This window comes from Delftia sp. K82, from assembly GCF_002193035.1.
Lineage (GTDB): Bacteria > Pseudomonadota > Gammaproteobacteria > Burkholderiales > Burkholderiaceae_C > Comamonas > Comamonas acidovorans.
Window position 1 is genome coordinate 365339 of record NZ_MYFL01000003.1, and the last position, 16679, is coordinate 382017.

Genomic DNA, 16679 nt, shown 5'->3' on the forward strand with positions numbered 1-16679 from the left:
GTGGAACCCGCGATTTTACTTTTTTAGTCCGGATCGGCCCGCATCCCCCTGCAAATCACCGCACAGCCGTGTGCTGCTCGCGCGCAAAACCCAGCACGCGCTGGCGAAACACATGGGCCAGCCAGGCCAGGGCCAGCCCCACCTGCACGGCCAGCGACAGCCACATTCCGCTGGTGACGGGCTTTGTCAGGCCGGCTGCCAGCGGCTGGGCCAGCACGGCGGCATCGGCCCCGGCCAGGCCAAAGGCCAGCAGCGGCAGCACGATGTTGACCAGCAGCCAGGTGACGGCAAACGCGGCCAGCGGCGACTTGATGCGCCCGGCCAGCAGGGAAAAGCCCGTGGCCAGCGCGGCATCGCGCAGCAACTGCGCCGTGGCCAGCGCCGCCATTTGGGCCGCGCCCGGCACGATGGGCTGGCCGCCCGCGGGCCACAGCAGCCACAGCGCGCAGGCCAGCACGGCCAGCAGCCAGCTCACGGGCCACAGCGGCAGCGCTTCGAGCGCGCCACGCCAGCGCCCCTGCAGCACGCACCACTGCACCTGGCGCCAGCTGCGCAGGCCCTCGTCCATGCCGTGCAGGCAGACATAGGCCGTGCCCGCCAGCGCCAGCCCGGTGGTCCAAGCGAAGAAAGAGGCCGGACCGGGGCCCTGCAACTGCATTGCATCGAGGTGCATGCCTCCAAAGGCCAGGCCCGCCACGCACAGGCCCAGCGGCCAGGCCCAGGGCAGGGTGCGCACATCCAGCCGCGTGCACAGCAGCCGCCAAAGGGCCAGCAGGCCCAGCCCCAGCGCGATGGCGCCGAACAGGTAGATGGCGCCGCGCCCGTGCAGCGGCACGGACCACCACAGCACAGGGCGGCCTTCTTCGCGGCCCAGCTGCTCGGTCAACCGGCCCAGGATGGGTCCGGGCAGCACCATCACGAACAGCAGCGGCACCAGCACGAAGCGGATGCGGCGCGCGGGCTGCTCCTTCGGCCCCCAGCCCATGAGCACGGAGTGCATGCTCCAGGCCTGCAGGGCCAGGCCCCACAGCACGGCCTGCAGCACGGCGTGCACGCCCCAGGCCAGCCCGCCCGGCTGGCCCGCCGAGGTGGCCAGCACGGCAAGCGCGCACCACAGCATGTACAGCCAGGCCGGCAGCGGGGCGCCCAGCAGCTTGCCCCAGGCCATCTGCCAGGGCGTCAGGGCCGACAGGCGCTGCCAGTCCCAGGTGTGCTGGTGCGCCTCTTCGTTGAGGCCGCGCCCGGCCAGCACGCTGCCCAGGCCGGCCGCGGCGATCCACATGCCGATCAGGGCAGCGACCAGCAGGGCATGCAGGCGGTCTTCGGGCTGGACCAGAACCATTGGCGTGGCCAGCAGCAAGGCGGTGAGCAGCAGGCTCCAGCCCAGTTGGGCGGGCCGCCAGTTGAGCCAGAGTTGGCGCTGGAATTCCGGGTTGTGCGTCATGGCTGCTCCGCAGGGGTGAGGGGGGCTGCGGCCTGCAGGCCGCGTGCGTAGCGGTCCTGCAGGCGCTCGCGCACAGGCGCCAGGCTGGCCACGGGCAGGCCGGCGCCAACCAGGCGTGCCAGCAGGTCGGCGCGTTCGCGCGGCGGCGTGGGCAGCCAAAGCTGCAGATGCACCAGGCCCTGGTCATCGGGCGGCGGCACAGGGGTGTCGGGAAGGACCTGGTGCAGCTGCCGCGCCAGCGACTCGGCCGAGGCACCCGGTGGCGGCGCCAGCTCCAGTGCGTACAGTGCCAGCGGCACATCGCCGCCGGCGGCAGGTGCCTTGATGCCGCCGTGCAGGGCCTCGTGGCTTTCCACGCGGCCGCCGCGCAGGCTCAGGATGTGGGTGCAGTACTCGTCGAGTTCGCTGAGGATGTGGCTGGAGACGATCAGGGTCATGCCCTGGGCCTGCAGCGCCCGCATCAGCTGGGACAGGCTGGCGCGGGCCTCGGGGTCCAGGCCGCTGGCCGGCTCGTCCAGCAGCAGCACGCGCGGCTGGTGGACGATGGCCTGGCCGATGGCCACGCGCTGGCGCTGGCCGCGAGACAGCTCGGTGGGCAGGCGCTCCAGCAGATCGGCCAGGCCCAGCTGCCCAGCCACGTGCGCCACGCGCTGCGGCGCCTCGGACGGGGGCACGCCCATGGACAGGGCCGCGTACTGCAGGCAGCGCCGCACGCTCAGGCGGTCATAGAGGCCGAAGAAATCCGACAGATAGCCCAGGTGCCGGTGCACTTCGCGGGGCTGCTCCTGCACGGCAATGCCATGCACCTGGACCTGGCCCGACAGCGGCTGGTCCAGCCCGGCGATGCAGCGCATCAGCGTGGATTTGCCGGCGCCGTTGGGCCCCACCAGGGCCGTGACGGTGCCTGCGGCGATATGGACGCTGACGCCATCGAGCGCGCGGTGGCCCGGGTACTCGAACACCAGCTGCGAAACCTTGATCAAGGCGAGCCCTCCCTCATTGTGTTGATGGCAGGCCGCAATGGCGGCTCAGCGCGCCAATATAGCCCAGCGCTGCCGCGCCGCGCCCTCGGCCGGGCGGCTTGAAATGCGCGCAGCCTGCTCCCATCTGGGGTGGCTGCCGCCCATGGCGTTCATGCCCTGGGCCTTGGAATTGCTGGAGAATCACACGGTCCGTATCGGAGGCATTCGGCCGCCGAACTCCGAACCGCCACAGTCCGCGCGCCCTGGCCGCGCGCCTTGCCACAGGGTCTGATCACATGATTGATGTCACCATTGAGAATTTCGAAGCCGAAGTCGTCGCCGCCTCCATGCAGGTGCCGGTGCTCGTCGACTTCTGGGCGCCCTGGTGCGGCCCGTGCAAGACGCTGGGCCCCATCCTGGAAAAGCTGGAAGTGGCCTACGAAGGCCGTTTCAAGCTGGTCAAGATCGACTCCGACCAGGAGCAGCAACTGGCCGGCATGTTCGGCATCCGCTCCATCCCGACCTGCATTCTGATGATGGGCGGCCGCCCCGTGGACGGCTTCATGGGCGCGCAGCCCGAAGGCAAGCTGCGCGAGTTCCTCGACAAGCACCTGCCCTCCGAAGGCGAGCTGGCCGCCGAGGCCGAAGCCGACGAGGCCCACCAGTTGCTGGAAGCCGGCGACACCCAGGCCGCCCTGCAAAAGCTGGCCGACGCCCTGGCCGCCGACCCGGCCAACGACGATGCGCGCTTCGACTACGTGCGCCTGCTGATCGCCACGGGCGGCTACGAAGAGGCCGGCGCCCTGCTGGCCGAGCCGCTCAAGCGCATTCCCCAGGCCACGCGCTTCGAGGCGCTCAACCAGTGGCTGCAGTGCATGCTGTTCGTGCACAACGACGAGCGTGGCAACTGGGAGTTTGCGCAGTTCGACGCCGTCATCGCGCAGAACAAGCGCGACTTCGACACCCGCTTCGGCAAGGCCCGGGCCCTGGCCGCCGAAGGCCAATGGGCAGCCAGCATGGACGAACTGCTGGAAATCATCATGCGCGACAAGGATTGGAACGGCCAGGCCGCGCGCAAGCTCTACGTGGGCATCCTGGAGCTGCTCACGCCCCCGAAGCCCAAGAAGCAGGACGCCATCCCCGGCAAGAGCAGCGGCGGCATCGAGCTGCTGGGCAAGGCTGGCGCCGAGCAGGACGAAGCCACGCAACTGATCAACAGCTACCGCCGCAAGCTCAGCATGGCGCTGAACTGAGACCGGCGCTGCACGGGTGAAGAGACGGGGGAGCCTTGCGGCTCCCTTTTTTCATGGCGAGGGCTCAGGGTGCAACCGGTTCCTCGGCCGCATGCGCGCGGTGCAGCAACTGCACGAAGCCGGGCGCATCGGGCAGATGCACATCGGCCAGGCGCCTGACCGGAATGCCCGGGGACCACGAATTCATCACCACGGCGCCGGCCAGGGACGGCAGGTCGGCCCGGGTCAGCACGGCCTGGCGCTGCGCCACGCCCAGGCGCTGCAACTGGCGCCGCAGCATGGACTCGGTCGTGCCCGGCAGCACCTGGGCGCGCGGCCAGACCACGGCGTCTCCATCCCAGAAGGCCAGGTTCCAGATGGTGGCCTCGCCAATGCGGCCCTGGCGGTCGGCAAAGGCGGCGTCGTCAAAGCCCTGGGCCACGGCGCGGCGCAGCAGATGCGTCTTGGCCACCTCGCCCACATGCTTGAGGTGGGGCAGCATGCGCTCATGCTCGAACAGCGCCAGGCTCAAGGGCCCGGCGGGGCCCGAGGCGGGTGCCGAGGTGCGCACCAGCATGCGCGGCCGCGCATCGGCGGCCGTGAATTCCCCGACAGGCGAGTACACCGTGGCGGTCAGCGACACATCCTGCGGGCCGTTGGCAAGCGCCGCCCGCAGCTGCGCCTGGACATGGTCATCGGACAAGGCCTGGCCGTACAGCTCCAGCGAGGCCTGGCGCAGGCGCTGCAGATGCAGGTCCAGCCCGCGCAGCCGGCCGCCGCGCACCTGCATGGCCGTGAAATGGGCATGGCCGGCAAAGGCCAGGGCGGCGAGTTCGGCCGCCGTAGCGGGCTGCCCATCGATAAGGCTGGTGAAGAAAGAGGCGGTTTCCATGGGTTCATCCATCAAGTTTTCTTGATTGTTCGATGGCGGTCCCAAAAGAGGAAGCAAGTAGTATTCGGGGCTTCATCAAGAAAAATTTGAAGATCCATGCGCCAGCTTCCACCCGGCACGCGCGCCATGCGCAGCTTCGAGGCTGCAGGGCGCCACCTGAACTTCACGCGCGCGGCCGACGAACTGGGGCTGACTCCGGCGGCGGTCAGCCACCAGATCAAGGAGATGGAGGAACAGCTGGGCCTCGTCCTCTTCACGCGCAACAGCCGCAGCATGCAGCTCACGCCCGCAGGCAGCGTGCTGCTGGAGGCCACGGCCGAGGCGCTGGGCCTGCTGCGGCGCGCCACCGGCCGGGCGCGCCAGCTGGCCCGGGGCGAGACGCGGCTGCGCCTGTCGCTGGGCGCGCGCTTTGCCACGCAGTGGCTGCTGCCCCGGCTGCCGCGCTTTCGCGCCGCGCATCCGCAGATCGAACTGAGCTTCGACATCTGCGACGAGGTGCGCGACTTCGACGCCGATGACATCGACGCCGCCATCCGCTTCGGCACCGGCCGTGATCCGCACACCCTGGCGGTGCGCCTGTTCGATGCCAGGGTGATCCCCGTCTGCAGCCCGGCCCTGCTGCAGTCCGGCCCGCCGCTGGCGCGGCCCGTTGACCTGCTGGCGCACACGCTGTGCCATGTCGATTGCAGGGTGGACGGCCAGGTCTGGCCGAACTGGCCGATGTGGATGGCGGCGGCCGGCGTGGAGGGCCTGGACGCAGGCCGCTGCATCGCCTTCACCGACTCCAGCCACGTCGTGCAGGCCGTGCTGGACGGCGGCGCCGTGGGCCTGGTCGAGCAGGACCTGGTGGCCGAAGACCTGGCCCGTGGCCGCCTGGTGCGCCTGTTCGACATCGCCGTGGGCCTGGGCCCGGCCTACGCCTACCACCTGCTTTACCCCCGGCGCAGCCAGGGCCAGCCGGCCATCGAGGCGCTGTGTGCGTGGGTGCTGCAGGAGGCCGGGCTGTAGCGCCTACTGCCGTACGGGATCGGCAAATCGCATCAACCCGCGCACTATGGCCTGCACGGCCGGGTCTTGCTGCGCGGCGCTGCGGCAGGCCAGTCCCAGCGGGCGTGTCAGGGCGGGGCTGAGTCCACGCTGCTGCAGCGTGCGGCTGACGGCGTCCATGGGCTCCTCGCGCGGCAGGACCGTGGGGCCGTGGCCTGCGGCGACCAGGGCGCGTATGCCTTCGGGAAAGCTCATTTCCATGCGTGGCTGCGGCAGCAGGCCCGCCTGGGCGAACCATTGGGACAGCAGGCGGTGCATCTGGGTGCCGGCGGCAAAGCCTATCCAGGGCTGGGCGTTGAGCCATTCGGGCGTGATCTGGTCGGGCAGCGGCATCTGCGGCGGGGCGAACAGCTCCATGGGGTCGTTGCGCCAGGCGCGCATTTCCAGGCCTGAAGGCACGGGCTGGGGCAGCCCGACCAGGGCCAGGTCCAGGTGGCCAGTCGCCAGGCGCTGCATGGCCTGGGCGGAGCTCACGACTTCCAGGCGCAGTTCCACGCCGGGCGCGTGCTCGGCCAGCCATTGCAGCAGTTCGGGCAAAAGCAGGGGGCTGACGCCGGCCGAGGCGCCTATGCGCACGCTGGCGCCAAAGCCCTCGGCGCGCTTGCGCACCTGGCGCAGCAGGGCCTCGCTATCGGCCAGCAGGCGGCGTCCGCCTTCGGCCAGCAGAGCGCCTGCGGGAGTCAGCTGCGCCTGTCGCTTGCCGCGCACCAGCAGGGGGGTGTCCAGGCGCGCTTCCAGCTCCTGGATGTGCAGGCTGACGGCGGGCGGCGACAGGTGAAGGGCCTGGGCGGCAGCAGCCAGCGTGCCCAGGTCGGCCACGGCCACCAGAGTCTGGAGCTGGTCAAGGTTGAGGCGTCGCATCAGGTTTCCTGAAGATGATGTTCCGAAGATTCGACTTTATCTAATCTGGGTGCGAATCCATCATCCCGTCCCGTATCAAGAACGAGGCCATGGAATGGAATTGAGCAATGCGGTGCTGGCAGCGGCCCTGGGGGCCGCGCTGATGAATGCGGGATGGAACAGCGCCATCAAGCTGGGCGGCGACAAGATGGTCGCCATGGCGCTGACCACGGGGCTGGCCAGCCTGTGGTCGCTGCTGGTGCTGCCCTGGCTGGACTGGCGCGCGGCGGGGTTGTGGGACGCATCGGTGTGGTGGTGGCTGGCGGCCTCGGTGGCCGTGCACACCGTCTATCACTTCGTGCTGCCGCGCGCCTACCAGCATGGCGAGTTCGGCGTGGTCTACCCGGTGGCGCGGGGCAGTGCGCCGCTGTTCGTGACGCTGGGCGCGGCGCTGCTGGCCGGTGAGTGGCCGGGCGCAACCGGGCTGGCCGGCGTGCTGTGCCTGTCGCTGGGCGTGCTGGCGCTGTCGGTGCGCAGCGGCGCGGCCAGCGGTTATGGCGGCAGCGGCTATGCGCTGGCCACGGGCGCCATGATTGCCTGCTACACGGTCATCGACGGGCTGGGTGCGCGCGCGTCCGGTTCCGCGCTGCTCTATGCGGCCTTGCTCACGCTGGGCGATGGCCTGGCCACGGTGCTGATCGTCGCCTGGCGGCGCGGCCCCGCCGTGCTGCGTGCCGATGCACGCACCTGGCGCCTGTGCGCCCTGGCCGCCGCCATGCAGCTGAGTGCCAGCTGGATGGCGACCTGGGCGCTGTCGCAGGCGCCCATGGGGCTGGTGTCTGCGCTGCGTGAAAGCAGCGTGCTGTTTGCGGGCTGGATTGCCGCCTGGCTAATGCGCGAGCGCCTGGGCCGCGTGCGCATGCTGGCCTCGGCCCTGGTCTTCGGCGGCATCGTGCTGGTGCGCTGGGGCGGTTGAGCCGCCTGGCGCCAACGGCCGCTGCGTGCTCAGCCGTGGCTGATGCGCGTGCCCAGGAGTGTCAGGAACTGGGCGATCCAGGCCGGGTGTGCGGGCCAGGCGGGGGCGCTGACCAGGTTGCCTTCGGTATGCGCCTGGTCCACGCCGATGTCAGCATAGGTGCCGCCGGCCAATTCGACCTCGGCACGGCAGGCCGGGTAGGCCGAGCAGGTGCGGCCCTTGAGCACGCCAGCGCCGGCCAGCAGCTGGGCGCCGTGGCAGACGGCTGCCACGGGCTTGTTGTTGTCGAAGAAGTGGCGCACGGCGGCGCGCACGGCGTCGTAGTTGCGCAGGTACTCAGGGCCGCGTCCACCGGGGATCACCAGGGCGTCGTACTGCTCGGGCTTGATGTCGGCAAAGCTGGCGTTGAGCGTGAAGTTGTGGCCGGGCTTCTCGCTATAGGTCTGCGCGCCCTCGAAATCATGGATGGCCGTCTTGATGTGTTCCCCGGCCTTCTTGTCGGGGCAGACCGCATGCACCGTGTGTCCCACGGCCTGCAGGGCCTGGAAGGGGACCATGGTTTCGTAGTCCTCGCAGTAGTCGCCACAGATCATCAGAATCTTCTTGCCAGCCATGTGCTTGCTCCTTCAGAAAAAGTCAGAGGAAGCGAACATTGTGGCAGCGTCGGTGACGCAGGCATGACCGGCTGCAAAAACGCAGGCCCGCAACGAAAAAGAGAGCCGAAGCTCTCTTTTGCGGGGGAAGGCGCGCGGGGCCGGGCTACGGCGGGCCGTCAGGCCGTCAGACGCTGCAGCGCTTCGCGGTACTTGGCGGCCGTCTTCTCGGTCACCTCCTGGGGCAGGCGCGGGGCCGGGGCGCTCTTGTCCCAGGGCTTGCCGTTGACCTGGGCCTGCTCCAGCCAGTCGCGCACGAACTGCTTGTCGTAGCTGGGCGGGTTCTCGCCATTGGCCAGGGCCTGGGCATAGCCCTCCACGGGCCAGTAGCGCGAGCTGTCGGGCGTGAGGACTTCGTCCATCAGCACCAGTTCGCCGTTCTCGTCCAGGCCGAATTCGAACTTGGTGTCGGCAATGATCATGCCCTTTTCGAGGGCGATGGCCGCAGCTTCCTTGTAGATGCGGATGGCCGTATCGCGGATCTGGGAGGCCAGCTTCTCGCCGACCATCTCCACCGTGCGCTCGTAGGTGATGTTCTCGTCATGGTCGCCCATCTCGGCCTTGGCGGCCGGGGTGTAGATGGGCTCGGGCAGCTTGGCGGCGTTGGTCAGGCCTTCGGGCAGGGGCACGCCGCAGACCGAGCGCGATTCCTGGTATTCCTTCCAGCCGCTGCCGGCCAGGTAGCCGCGCACCACGGCCTCGATCAGCACGGGCTTGAGGCGCTTGACCAGCATGGAGCGGCCCGTGACCTGCGGCACTTCGGCGGGCGTGACCACGGACTCGGGCGCTTCGCCGGTCAGGTGGTTGGGGCAGATGTGGCCGAGCTTGTCGAACCAGAACAGCGCCATTTGCGTCAGCAGCTCGCCCTTGCCGGGGATGGGCTCGCCCATGATCACGTCGAAGGCCGACAGGCGGTCCGAGGCCACCATCAGGATGCGGTCATCGCCCACGGCATAGTTGTCGCGCACCTTGCCGCGCGCGAGCAGCGGCAGCGAGGCAATGTTGGAAGTGTGCAGGGCGGAGGGGCGGGACTGGGTGGTCATGTGAGGCAAGGGGCAATCTGGCAAAGAGGCTGCAGCGGCCGGATGGCTGCAAGCGGCACGCGCAGGAGCGCGATTCTAACCAACGGCGCCTCGCGGTGACGGGCGGCCCGTGGCAAGCCCCACCCCAGGGGCGCAGCCTGGCAAACCCGCCGATTGTGCGCCCAATTGCATGGCGCGCAAAACCCGCCTCCAAGGCCCTGCACCGTCCTGCGCTATCGGCTTGCGGCGTTGCTTTTGGGCAGACCCCGGCGCATAGTGGATTCGCAAGCAAACGAATGCGCATTCCAGCCTGCAAGCACCTGTCCCTGCGGATCGTCTCCCTGTGGACCGGGCTGTTTTCATCCAGAGCAAGGAGTGTTTAGATATGAATCTGACGATTAGTGGGCATCACCTGGAGGTCACTCCCTCGCTGCGCAGTTACGTCATGGCCAAGCTCGAACGCATTCTTCGGCACTTTGACCAGGTGGTGGATGTAAAGGTCTTGCTGACCGTTCATAACCAAAAGGAGAAGGAAAAGCGCCAACGTGCCGGTTGCACGCTGCGCGTCAAGGGCCAGGATCTTTTTGTCGAGACCTCTCACTTCGATCTCTACGCCGCCGTCGATGCGCTGGCTGACAAGCTGGACCGCGTGGTGGTGCGCTACAAGACCCGCCAGCAGGGCAGCCGCTATGGTTCGGCCAAGCGACTCGATGATGCTGGGCTGACCTTGGCGTCAGTCGGGTGACAGGTAAGGCGCCAGCCCTGTGCGGGCGCTTACAATACCTGCGCTTATGTGGCTGATGAGCCACGCACGACCACCGCCCTTCGGGGCGGTTTTTGATGGGGGTCAGGGTTTCCCCACGGTTTCCGGCACTGCGGTGCATAATTGTTTCCCGAACCATGAACCGTCTTGCCTCCATCCTGCCCGCCGCTCAAGTGCTCGTGAGCGTCGACGTCACCAGCAAAAAGCGCGCTTTCGAAGAAGCAGGTCTGCTCTTCGAGAGCCTGCATGGCCTGTCCCGCGCACTCATCACCGACAGCCTGTTTGCACGCGAACGCCTGGGCTCGACGGGGCTTGGCCACGGCGTGGCCATTCCCCATGGACGCATCAAGGGCCTGACCGCTCCCATGGCGGCCGTGTTCCAGCTGGACAATCCCATTGGTTTCGATGCTCCCGATGAGCAGCCCGTGGGCCTACTGATCTTTCTGCTGGTGCCCGAAGCGGCCACCCAGAAGCATCTGGAAATCCTGTCCGAAATCGCCGAGCTTCTCAGCGACAGCCAGCTGCGCGAGCGCCTGAAGTCCTGCGCCGATGCGGCCCGGCTGCATGGAATGATTGCCGGCTGGCAGTCCTCCGCTGCGCCCCTGGTCTAGTCTCCAGACTTTTTCCTTCCCCTTTTCACGGGCCTTGCCATGAGACCCAGTGCCATCAGCGCCGATGTCCTGTTCGAGGAGTTCCGCTCCAGCCTGCGCTGGGAGTGGGTGGCGGGCCTGGGAGCCTCGGAGCGCCGTTTCGACGAGATGGCCGTGCGCTCGGCGCGCTCCGGCGCGGACCTCGTCGGCTACCTGAACTACATCCATCCCTACCGGCTGCAGGTGCTGGGCGAGCGCGAGATCGCCTATCTGAGCAATGCCACGCCGCAGGACTGCCAGCGCCGCGTGGCACGCATCGTCACGCTGGAGCCGCCCGTGCTGGTGCTGGCCGACGGGCAGACGGCGCCCGATGCGCTGCTGTCCATGTGCGAGCGCGCCCACATTCCCATGTTCTCCACGCGCGAGCAGTCGGCCTTCGTGATCGATGTGCTGCGCGCCTACCTGGCCAAGCATTTCGCCGACCGCACCACCATGCACGGCGTGTTCATGGACATCCTGGGCATGGGTGTGCTGATCACGGGCGAGTCGGGCCTGGGCAAGAGCGAGCTGGGACTGGAACTGGTGACGCGCGGCAACGGCCTAGTGGCCGATGACGCGGTGGACCTGTACCGCATCAACCAGACGACGATCGAGGGCAAGTGCCCCGAGCTGCTGCAGAACCTGCTGGAGGTGCGCGGCATCGGGCTGCTGGACATCCGCGCCATCTTTGGCGAGACGGCCGTGCGCCGCAAGATGCGCCTCAAGCTCATCGTGCACCTGGTGCGCAAGGAAACCATGGAGCGCGAGTACGAGCGCCTGCCGGCCGAGCCGCTGACGCAGGATGTGCTCGGCGTGCCCGTGCGCAAGGTGGTGATCCAGGTGGTGGCGGGCCGCAACATCGCCGTGCTGGTCGAGGCCGCCGTGCGCAATGCCATCTTGCAGCTGCGCGGCATCGACACCTACCAGGAATTCGTGCAGCGCCACCGCCGCGCCATGGAGCGCGGCGACACCTTCTAGCGGCCGCTGGCGTCGCCGAGGCCGGGCCGCCTGTTGCCTGGCCCCCACTGTTTTCAACGCGATTGTTTGCTGGCCGTGCGCCCATGTTTGCGCGCGGTGCGTTGTTGCTGCTTTCTTAATAAGAATAATTCTCATTTTCTATAATTCGGGCAGATGCCGTATCCGGCCTGTGCCCGAGTGGCTCCGGGCTGGATGCGGCGCATTTCCTTCCGTCTCGAAAGCCCTCCCGGATGTCTTCCCGTACCCGCATCGGCCTGCCGCGCGCAGGCGCCGTCAGCCCCTTCACCCCTGTTTGCACCCCTGTTTGCACGCTCCACCGCCTGGGCACCATCGCCCGTGTCTGCGCCATGGTGGCTGCCGCGGCGCTGCCCGCCGGCGCCTGGGCCGCTGACGCCGAGCTGGGCGAGGTCACGGTGCGCGGCACCACCGATCCCCAGACCCTTCCCACGGTGGCCCCGGGCGGCCAGGTGGCCAAGGGTGCGGGCCTGGGCGTGCTGGGCCAGCGCGATGTGATGGACACGCCGTTCAACATCACCTCCTACACGGCCGAAGGCATTGCCAACCAGAACGCGGCCACGCTGATGTCGGTGCTGGAAAACGATCCTTCGGTGCGCTTCACCACCAACACCGGCCATGCCTACGAGAACTTCACCATCCGCGGCCTGGGGGTGAATGCCTCGGAACTGGGCTTCAACGGCCTGTATGGACTGGCGCCCGACGGCCACGTGCCCGTCGAGATGATCGAGCGCGTGGAGGTGCTCAAGGGCCCCGGTGCGCTGATGAGCGGCATGACGCCCGGCGGCGCCGTGGGCGGCACCATCAACCTGGTGACCAAGCGCCCGCTGGCCCAGGATCTCACGCGCGTGACCACCATGTTCAGCAGCGGCTCGCAGCTGGGCCTGCAGGCCGATGTCTCGCGCCGCTTCGGCCCCGAGCGCCGCCTGGGCATACGCGTCAACGGCAGCACCTCGAGCGGCGACACCGAGATCGACGGCCAGAACCGCCGCCACGGCCTGGGCGCGCTGGCGCTGGACTACCAGGGCGACGGTTTCACGCTGGGGCTGGATGCCTACAGCTACCGCTCCACCATCCGCGATGGCAGCCCGATGATGGTCAGCATGCAGAACCTCAAGCAGGTCATCGCGGCGCCCGACGCCACGACCAACCTGTTTCCCGGCATACACGCCAAGCAGCAAAGCGATGCGCTGATGCTGCGCGGCTCGGTGGACCTGGGCGCGGACTGGACGCTGTTCGGCTCCGCAGGCACGGCGCAGCATGCCTACGACGGCATGCTCAACGGCACGCGCGTGGTGCTGCGCGCCCAGGGCGACGGCTCGGCCGTGGGCCAGACCTACAACCAGTACGGCTATACCGACAGCACCGCGGCCGAGTTCGGCGTGCGCGGGCGCCTGCGCACGGGCGGGGTGAACCACCTGCTGGTGGCCTCCCTGAACTGGATGAACCAGAAGGGCGGGCGCGCGGCCGTGGCCACCAGCGCCAGCTACATCACCAACATCTACAATCCCGCGCCCATCACGCTGGCCGGCCCCTACGGCGCCATCAAGCAGGAGCGCGACGATGTGCTCAACAGCCTGGCCCTGGCCGACACGCTGAGCTGGGGTGGCGATGCCGTGCAACTGACCGTGGGCGCACGCCTGCAGCGCGTGAACCAGAAGATGGCGGGCTACAACGAGCAGGCCGTCTCGCCTGCGCTGGGCCTGGTGGTCAAGCCCTGGGGCGATGCGGTCTCGCTGTATGCCAACCATGTGCAGGGCCTGAGCGCGGGCTCCATCGTCGGCGCCACCTATGCCAATGCCGGCGAAGTGTTCGCGCCCTACAAGACCAAACAGTTCGAGATCGGCGCCAAGTGGCGCACGGGTGATTTCACGCAGACGGTCTCGCTGTTCCAGATCGAGCGGCCCTCGTCCGTGGTGGAGACCGCGACCAACCGCCTGCTGATGGATGGCGAGCAGCGCAACCGGGGCCTGGAGTGGAATGTGTTCGGCGAGCCGCTGCGCGGCACGCGCCTGCTGGGCGGCCTGGCCTATACGCAGGCCATCCAGAGCAAGACCCAGGGCGGCGCGCGCGATGGCTTCGGCGTCTACGGCGTGCCGCGCTGGACGGCCAACCTGGGCGGCGAGTGGGATGTGCCCGCGCTGCCGGGCGCCACGCTCACCGGCCGCCTGATCTACACGGGCGCGCAATGGGTGAATTCGGCCAACACGCTGAAGATGCCCAGCTGGACCCGCGTGGACGTGGGCGCGCGCTATGCCACCCGCATCGCGGCCAAACCCGTCACCTTCCGCGCCACGGTGGAGAACCTGTTCGACAAGTCCTACTGGGCCGGCAGCTTCAATGACAACTTCGCCACCACGGGCGGCCCGCGCACGGTGCGTGTCTCGGCCACGGTGGACTTCTGACGCCATGGCGCAAGCTGCACGACAAGGCCTGTGCGTGGCCGCCTCGCTGCTGTGCCTGTTGGGCGCAGCCGTCCATGCCGGTGAAGACATGACGGCAACCGCATCGCGGCAGGCCCTGGCCGCACGGCCGGGCACGCTGGCGCCGGGCCAGGCGGCCACAGGGGTCCTGGCTGCCGGTGGGCGCGAGTCCTGGCGCGTCGATCTGCCCGCCGGCCACGTGGTCCAGGGTGAATTCGAAGGGCAGGGCGTGGCCCTGGACCTGGAGGATGCCCAGGGCCGGCACCTGCGCCGCCTGGCGCGGCCCGATGGCGGCGCGCAGTCGCTGATGTGGGTCACGGAGGGAGCTGGCAGGCAAAGGCTGGTGGCGCGCCACATCGCAACGGACGCGCTGATGGCCGGCGAGGTGAAATCCGCAGCCGGCCGCTTTGCGCTGCGGTTGACCTCCAGTCTTGCGCCGTTGGGCGCCAAGGCTGTGCAGGCCCCGGAGCGGCCTGCGCTGGAAAGCCCACGCCTGCAGGCCCTGGCGCAGGCCATCCAGCGCGGCGCGGGTTCGGGCGTGGCGGCAGACGCCTTCTGGCGGAGCGTGCAGGAGGAGGGCGCGCCGATGGTGGAGCCGCTGCCCGGCGGCCAGTCCCTGGTCACCTTCCTGTGGCGTGGCCAGCCGCGCGCCGGCATGCAGGGCGTGCGCCTGTTCGGCAGCCCGGCCGGCAACCATGATCCGCTGCAGCATTTGGCCGGCAGCGATGTCTGGTGGGCCAGCTTCCGCATGGCCGACAACGCGCGGCTCAGTTACCGCCTGGCGCCCGATGTGCCGCTGATCGCAGGCTCGGCCATGGAGCAGCGCCGCGCACTGCTGGCCACGGCGCAGCGCGATCCGCTCAATCCCAAGGTGTTTCCGCAGCCCCCCGAGGGCGGCTTCATCGACGCCTTCCAGGGCGCCTCCGTGCTGGAGCTGCCCAAGGCACCGCCCCAGCCCTGGGTGGCGCCGCGCGCGGGCGTGGCCCAGGGGGCGCTGGTGCAGCACCGCCTGTCCAGCCGCGTTCTGGGCAACAGTCGCGATGTCTGGACCTACCGCCCGGCGGGCGGCCAGGCGCCCGAGGCGCTTCTGGTGCTGTTCGACGGCAACGCCTATGCGAAGCAGGTGTCCACGCCCACCCTCATCGACAACCTCATGGCCGACGGCCTGATCCCGCCCACGGCCGTGGTGCTGGTGGACAACGCCAGCCCGCAGGCGCGCGGCAGGGAGTTGCCGCCCAACACTGCCTTCGCGCGCTTTCTGGATGAGGAACTGATGCCCTGGGTGGGTGAACAGGGCCTGGGCCAGCCTGCGGCGCGCACGGTGATCGGTGGCTCCAGCTTTGGTGGCCTGGCCTCGGCCTATGCGGGTCTGGTCAATGCGCGCTGGTTCGGCAACGTGCTGAGCATGTCGGGATCGTTCTGGTGGTCGCCGGCCGGCGAGGTGCCGGGCTGGGTGCAGCGCCGCTATGCCCAGGAGCCACGCCAGCCCGTGCGCTTTTATCTGGATGCGGGCCGCTACGAGCGCGCACGCGGCGGGCAGGACGGCATCCTGGAAACCAACCGCCACTTGGCCGATGTGCTGCGCGCCAAGGGCTACGAAGTCACCCAGGCCGAGCACGAGACCAGCCATGACTACCTGCAGTGGCAGGGCTCGCTGGCCTGCGGCCTGGTGGCCCTGCTCAACCCCGGGCGCTTTGCCCAGGGCCTGCCGGCCTGCGAGCGCATGCCGGACGACACGCCTGCACTGCCCTGATGCCGCAAAGGCCAATGTTTGAACTTCCTGGCAATACAGCAATCACTGTAAAGATGAACACCATGAATGCAAATCATTCCCGTCGCCAGATCCTGGCGAAGATGGGCCAGGGCCTGGGCGTGCTGGTCACGCTGCCGCTGGCGGCGCAGATGTCCCATGCCCAGACGGCAGCGGCCGGCAAGACCGTGACCGTGACCGTGCCGCATGCCAAGGGCGAGGTCCAGGTGCCCTTCAAGCCCGTGCGCGTGCTGGTGTTCGAGCTGGCGGCGCTGGACACGCTGCAGGCGCTGGGCGGCGAGGTGCGGGGAGTGCCCGAGTTCAAGATGCCGCCGCTGCTGGCACGCTATGCCGATGCCAGGTATGCGCGCATCGGCAGCCTGTTCGAGCCTGACTACGAATCCATCAAGGCGCTGTCGCCCGACCTCATCATCGTGGGCGGCCGCTCCGAGGCCAAGTACAAGGAGCTGTCGCGCTTCGCGCCCGTGCTGGACCTCAGTGTCAGCGACCAGCACCAGATGGCCGACATCTACCGCAACATCCGCACGCTGGGCGCCGTCTACGGCCTGCAGGACAAGGCCGAGGCCGAGGTCCGGTCTGTGGAGCAGGCCATCACCGCACTGCATGGGAAGGCGCAGGACGCAGGCAAGGGGCTGGTGCTGCTGACCTCGGGCGGCAAGCTCAGTGCCTATGGGCCGGGTTCGCGCTTCGGCATGCTGCACGATGTGTTCGGCGTGAAGCCGGCCATCGACAACCTGACGGTGGCGCGCCATGGGCAGGTGGTCTCCTTCGAGTTCCTGCTCAAGACCAATCCCGACTGGCTGTTCGTCATCGACCGCGACGTGGCCATCGGCCAGGATGGCAAGACCGCCCAGCAACTGCTGGACAACCCGCTGGTGCGTGCCACCAAGGCATGGCGCGGCAAGCAGGTGGTCTATCTGAATGCGGCCAACTGGTACACCCTGTCCAACGCCGGGCCGGGCGCGCTGAAGGCCAATATCCAGCAATTGTCGGATGCCTTTGCCCGCACATGACGTCAAAGCGTTGAGCCCG

Annotated in this window: 15 protein-coding genes; 9 read left to right on the forward strand and 6 right to left on the reverse strand. The window is 68.7% G+C overall.

What is annotated here, in order from left to right; all coding sequences use genetic code 11:
- Positions 1 to 55: 55 nt before the first annotated feature.
- Positions 56 to 1444 (reverse strand): hypothetical protein, encoded by a 1389-nt coding sequence (locus KDK82_RS18555; protein ID WP_088165857.1) that lies wholly within the window; start codon positions 1442 to 1444, stop codon positions 56 to 58.
- Complete coding sequence (locus tag KDK82_RS18560) at positions 1441 to 2427, reverse strand: ABC transporter ATP-binding protein (protein ID WP_088165858.1); 987 nt, start codon at positions 2425 to 2427, stop codon at positions 1441 to 1443. The genes KDK82_RS18555 and KDK82_RS18560 overlap by 4 nt, the downstream gene beginning before the upstream one ends.
- 275 nt (positions 2428 to 2702) lie before the next feature.
- On the opposite strand from KDK82_RS18560, the gene trxA reads away from it, so the two are divergent.
- Entirely contained in the window at positions 2703 to 3659 is a 957-nt protein-coding gene (gene trxA / locus KDK82_RS18565) for a thioredoxin (protein ID WP_088165859.1), read from the forward strand.
- Positions 3660 to 3723: 64 nt separating this feature from the next.
- Here the strand turns inward: trxA and KDK82_RS18570 are convergent, their stop codons facing one another.
- Positions 3724 to 4530 (reverse strand): aminotransferase class IV family protein, encoded by an 807-nt coding sequence (locus KDK82_RS18570; protein WP_088166337.1) that lies wholly within the window; start codon positions 4528 to 4530, stop codon positions 3724 to 3726.
- 96 nt (positions 4531 to 4626) lie between these two features.
- On the opposite strand from KDK82_RS18570, the gene KDK82_RS18575 reads away from it, so the two are divergent.
- Positions 4627 to 5538 carry a LysR substrate-binding domain-containing protein gene (locus KDK82_RS18575; RefSeq protein ID WP_088165860.1) on the forward strand — a complete coding sequence of 304 codons (912 nt, stop codon included), beginning with the start codon at positions 4627 to 4629 and terminating at the stop codon, positions 5536 to 5538.
- A gap of 3 nt (positions 5539 to 5541) precedes the next feature.
- On the opposite strand, the gene KDK82_RS18580 is transcribed toward KDK82_RS18575, so the two are convergent.
- Positions 5542 to 6438 (reverse strand): LysR family transcriptional regulator, encoded by an 897-nt coding sequence (locus KDK82_RS18580; RefSeq protein WP_088165861.1) that lies wholly within the window; start codon positions 6436 to 6438, stop codon positions 5542 to 5544.
- Between the two features lie 94 nt (positions 6439 to 6532).
- Between KDK82_RS18580 and KDK82_RS18585 the strand changes: the two genes are divergently transcribed.
- Entirely contained in the window at positions 6533 to 7393 is an 861-nt protein-coding gene (locus tag KDK82_RS18585) for a DMT family transporter (RefSeq protein WP_012202929.1), read from the forward strand.
- A 29-nt stretch (positions 7394 to 7422) separates the two neighbouring features.
- Here the strand turns inward: KDK82_RS18585 and KDK82_RS18590 are convergent, their stop codons facing one another.
- Positions 7423 to 8007, reverse strand: coding sequence for a DJ-1/PfpI family protein (locus KDK82_RS18590; protein WP_012202930.1), 585 nt, complete (start codon positions 8005 to 8007; stop codon positions 7423 to 7425).
- A 158-nt stretch (positions 8008 to 8165) separates the two neighbouring features.
- Positions 8166 to 9089: a phosphoribosylaminoimidazolesuccinocarboxamide synthase gene (locus KDK82_RS18595; protein WP_088165862.1), complete on the reverse strand. Its 924-nt coding sequence runs from the start codon at positions 9087 to 9089 to the stop codon at positions 8166 to 8168.
- A gap of 364 nt (positions 9090 to 9453) precedes the next feature.
- Between KDK82_RS18595 and raiA the strand changes: the two genes are divergently transcribed.
- The 6 genes from raiA (at position 9454) to KDK82_RS18625 (ending at position 16660) form a co-directional block, all read left to right on the forward strand.
- Entirely contained in the window at positions 9454 to 9813 is a 360-nt protein-coding gene (gene raiA, locus KDK82_RS18600; protein WP_012202932.1) for a ribosome-associated translation inhibitor RaiA, read from the forward strand.
- Positions 9814 to 9968: 155 nt separating this feature from the next.
- Positions 9969 to 10442: a PTS sugar transporter subunit IIA gene (locus KDK82_RS18605; RefSeq protein ID WP_013804474.1), complete on the forward strand. Its 474-nt coding sequence runs from the start codon at positions 9969 to 9971 to the stop codon at positions 10440 to 10442.
- 39 nt (positions 10443 to 10481) lie between these two features.
- A complete protein-coding gene (gene hprK / locus KDK82_RS18610; protein ID WP_013804473.1) occupies positions 10482 to 11438 on the forward strand; it encodes an HPr(Ser) kinase/phosphatase in 957 nt (318 codons plus the stop codon).
- 230 nt (positions 11439 to 11668) lie between these two features.
- Positions 11669 to 13858 carry a TonB-dependent siderophore receptor gene (locus tag KDK82_RS18615; RefSeq protein WP_088165863.1) on the forward strand — a complete coding sequence of 730 codons (2190 nt, stop codon included), beginning with the start codon at positions 11669 to 11671 and terminating at the stop codon, positions 13856 to 13858.
- 4 nt (positions 13859 to 13862) lie between these two features.
- The gene (locus tag KDK82_RS18620; RefSeq protein ID WP_088165864.1) at positions 13863 to 15629 is read left to right on the forward strand and encodes an enterochelin esterase domain-containing protein; all 1767 of its coding nucleotides are present in this window, start codon (positions 13863 to 13865) and stop codon (positions 15627 to 15629) included.
- Between the two features lie 62 nt (positions 15630 to 15691).
- Entirely contained in the window at positions 15692 to 16660 is a 969-nt protein-coding gene (locus KDK82_RS18625) for a siderophore ABC transporter substrate-binding protein (RefSeq protein WP_256974514.1), read from the forward strand.
- Positions 16661 to 16679 lie beyond the last annotated feature (19 nt).

Excerpts from the sequence above, each read along its gene's own strand:
- KDK82_RS18595 (WP_088165862.1), bottom strand. The coding sequence starts at position 9,089 with ATGACCACCCAGTCCCGCCCCTCCGCCCTGCACACTTCCAACATTGCC.
- KDK82_RS18615 (WP_088165863.1), top strand. The coding sequence starts at position 11,669 with ATGTCTTCCCGTACCCGCATCGGCCTGCCGCGCGCAGGCGCCGTCAGC.
- hprK (WP_013804473.1), top strand. The coding sequence starts at position 10,482 with ATGAGACCCAGTGCCATCAGCGCCGATGTCCTGTTCGAGGAGTTCCGC.
- KDK82_RS18585 (WP_012202929.1), top strand. The coding sequence starts at position 6,533 with ATGGAATTGAGCAATGCGGTGCTGGCAGCGGCCCTGGGGGCCGCGCTG.
- KDK82_RS18620 (WP_088165864.1), top strand. The coding sequence starts at position 13,863 with ATGGCGCAAGCTGCACGACAAGGCCTGTGCGTGGCCGCCTCGCTGCTG.
- KDK82_RS18605 (WP_013804474.1), top strand. The coding sequence starts at position 9,969 with ATGAACCGTCTTGCCTCCATCCTGCCCGCCGCTCAAGTGCTCGTGAGC.
- KDK82_RS18625 (WP_256974514.1), top strand. The coding sequence starts at position 15,692 with ATGAATGCAAATCATTCCCGTCGCCAGATCCTGGCGAAGATGGGCCAG.
- trxA (WP_088165859.1), top strand. The coding sequence starts at position 2,703 with ATGATTGATGTCACCATTGAGAATTTCGAAGCCGAAGTCGTCGCCGCC.
- raiA (WP_012202932.1), top strand. The coding sequence starts at position 9,454 with ATGAATCTGACGATTAGTGGGCATCACCTGGAGGTCACTCCCTCGCTG.
- KDK82_RS18580 (WP_088165861.1), bottom strand. The coding sequence starts at position 6,438 with ATGCGACGCCTCAACCTTGACCAGCTCCAGACTCTGGTGGCCGTGGCC.
- KDK82_RS18555 (WP_088165857.1), bottom strand. The coding sequence starts at position 1,444 with ATGACGCACAACCCGGAATTCCAGCGCCAACTCTGGCTCAACTGGCGG.
- KDK82_RS18570 (WP_088166337.1), bottom strand. The coding sequence starts at position 4,530 with ATGGAAACCGCCTCTTTCTTCACCAGCCTTATCGATGGGCAGCCCGCT.
- KDK82_RS18575 (WP_088165860.1), top strand. The coding sequence starts at position 4,627 with ATGCGCCAGCTTCCACCCGGCACGCGCGCCATGCGCAGCTTCGAGGCT.
- KDK82_RS18590 (WP_012202930.1), bottom strand. The coding sequence starts at position 8,007 with ATGGCTGGCAAGAAGATTCTGATGATCTGTGGCGACTACTGCGAGGAC.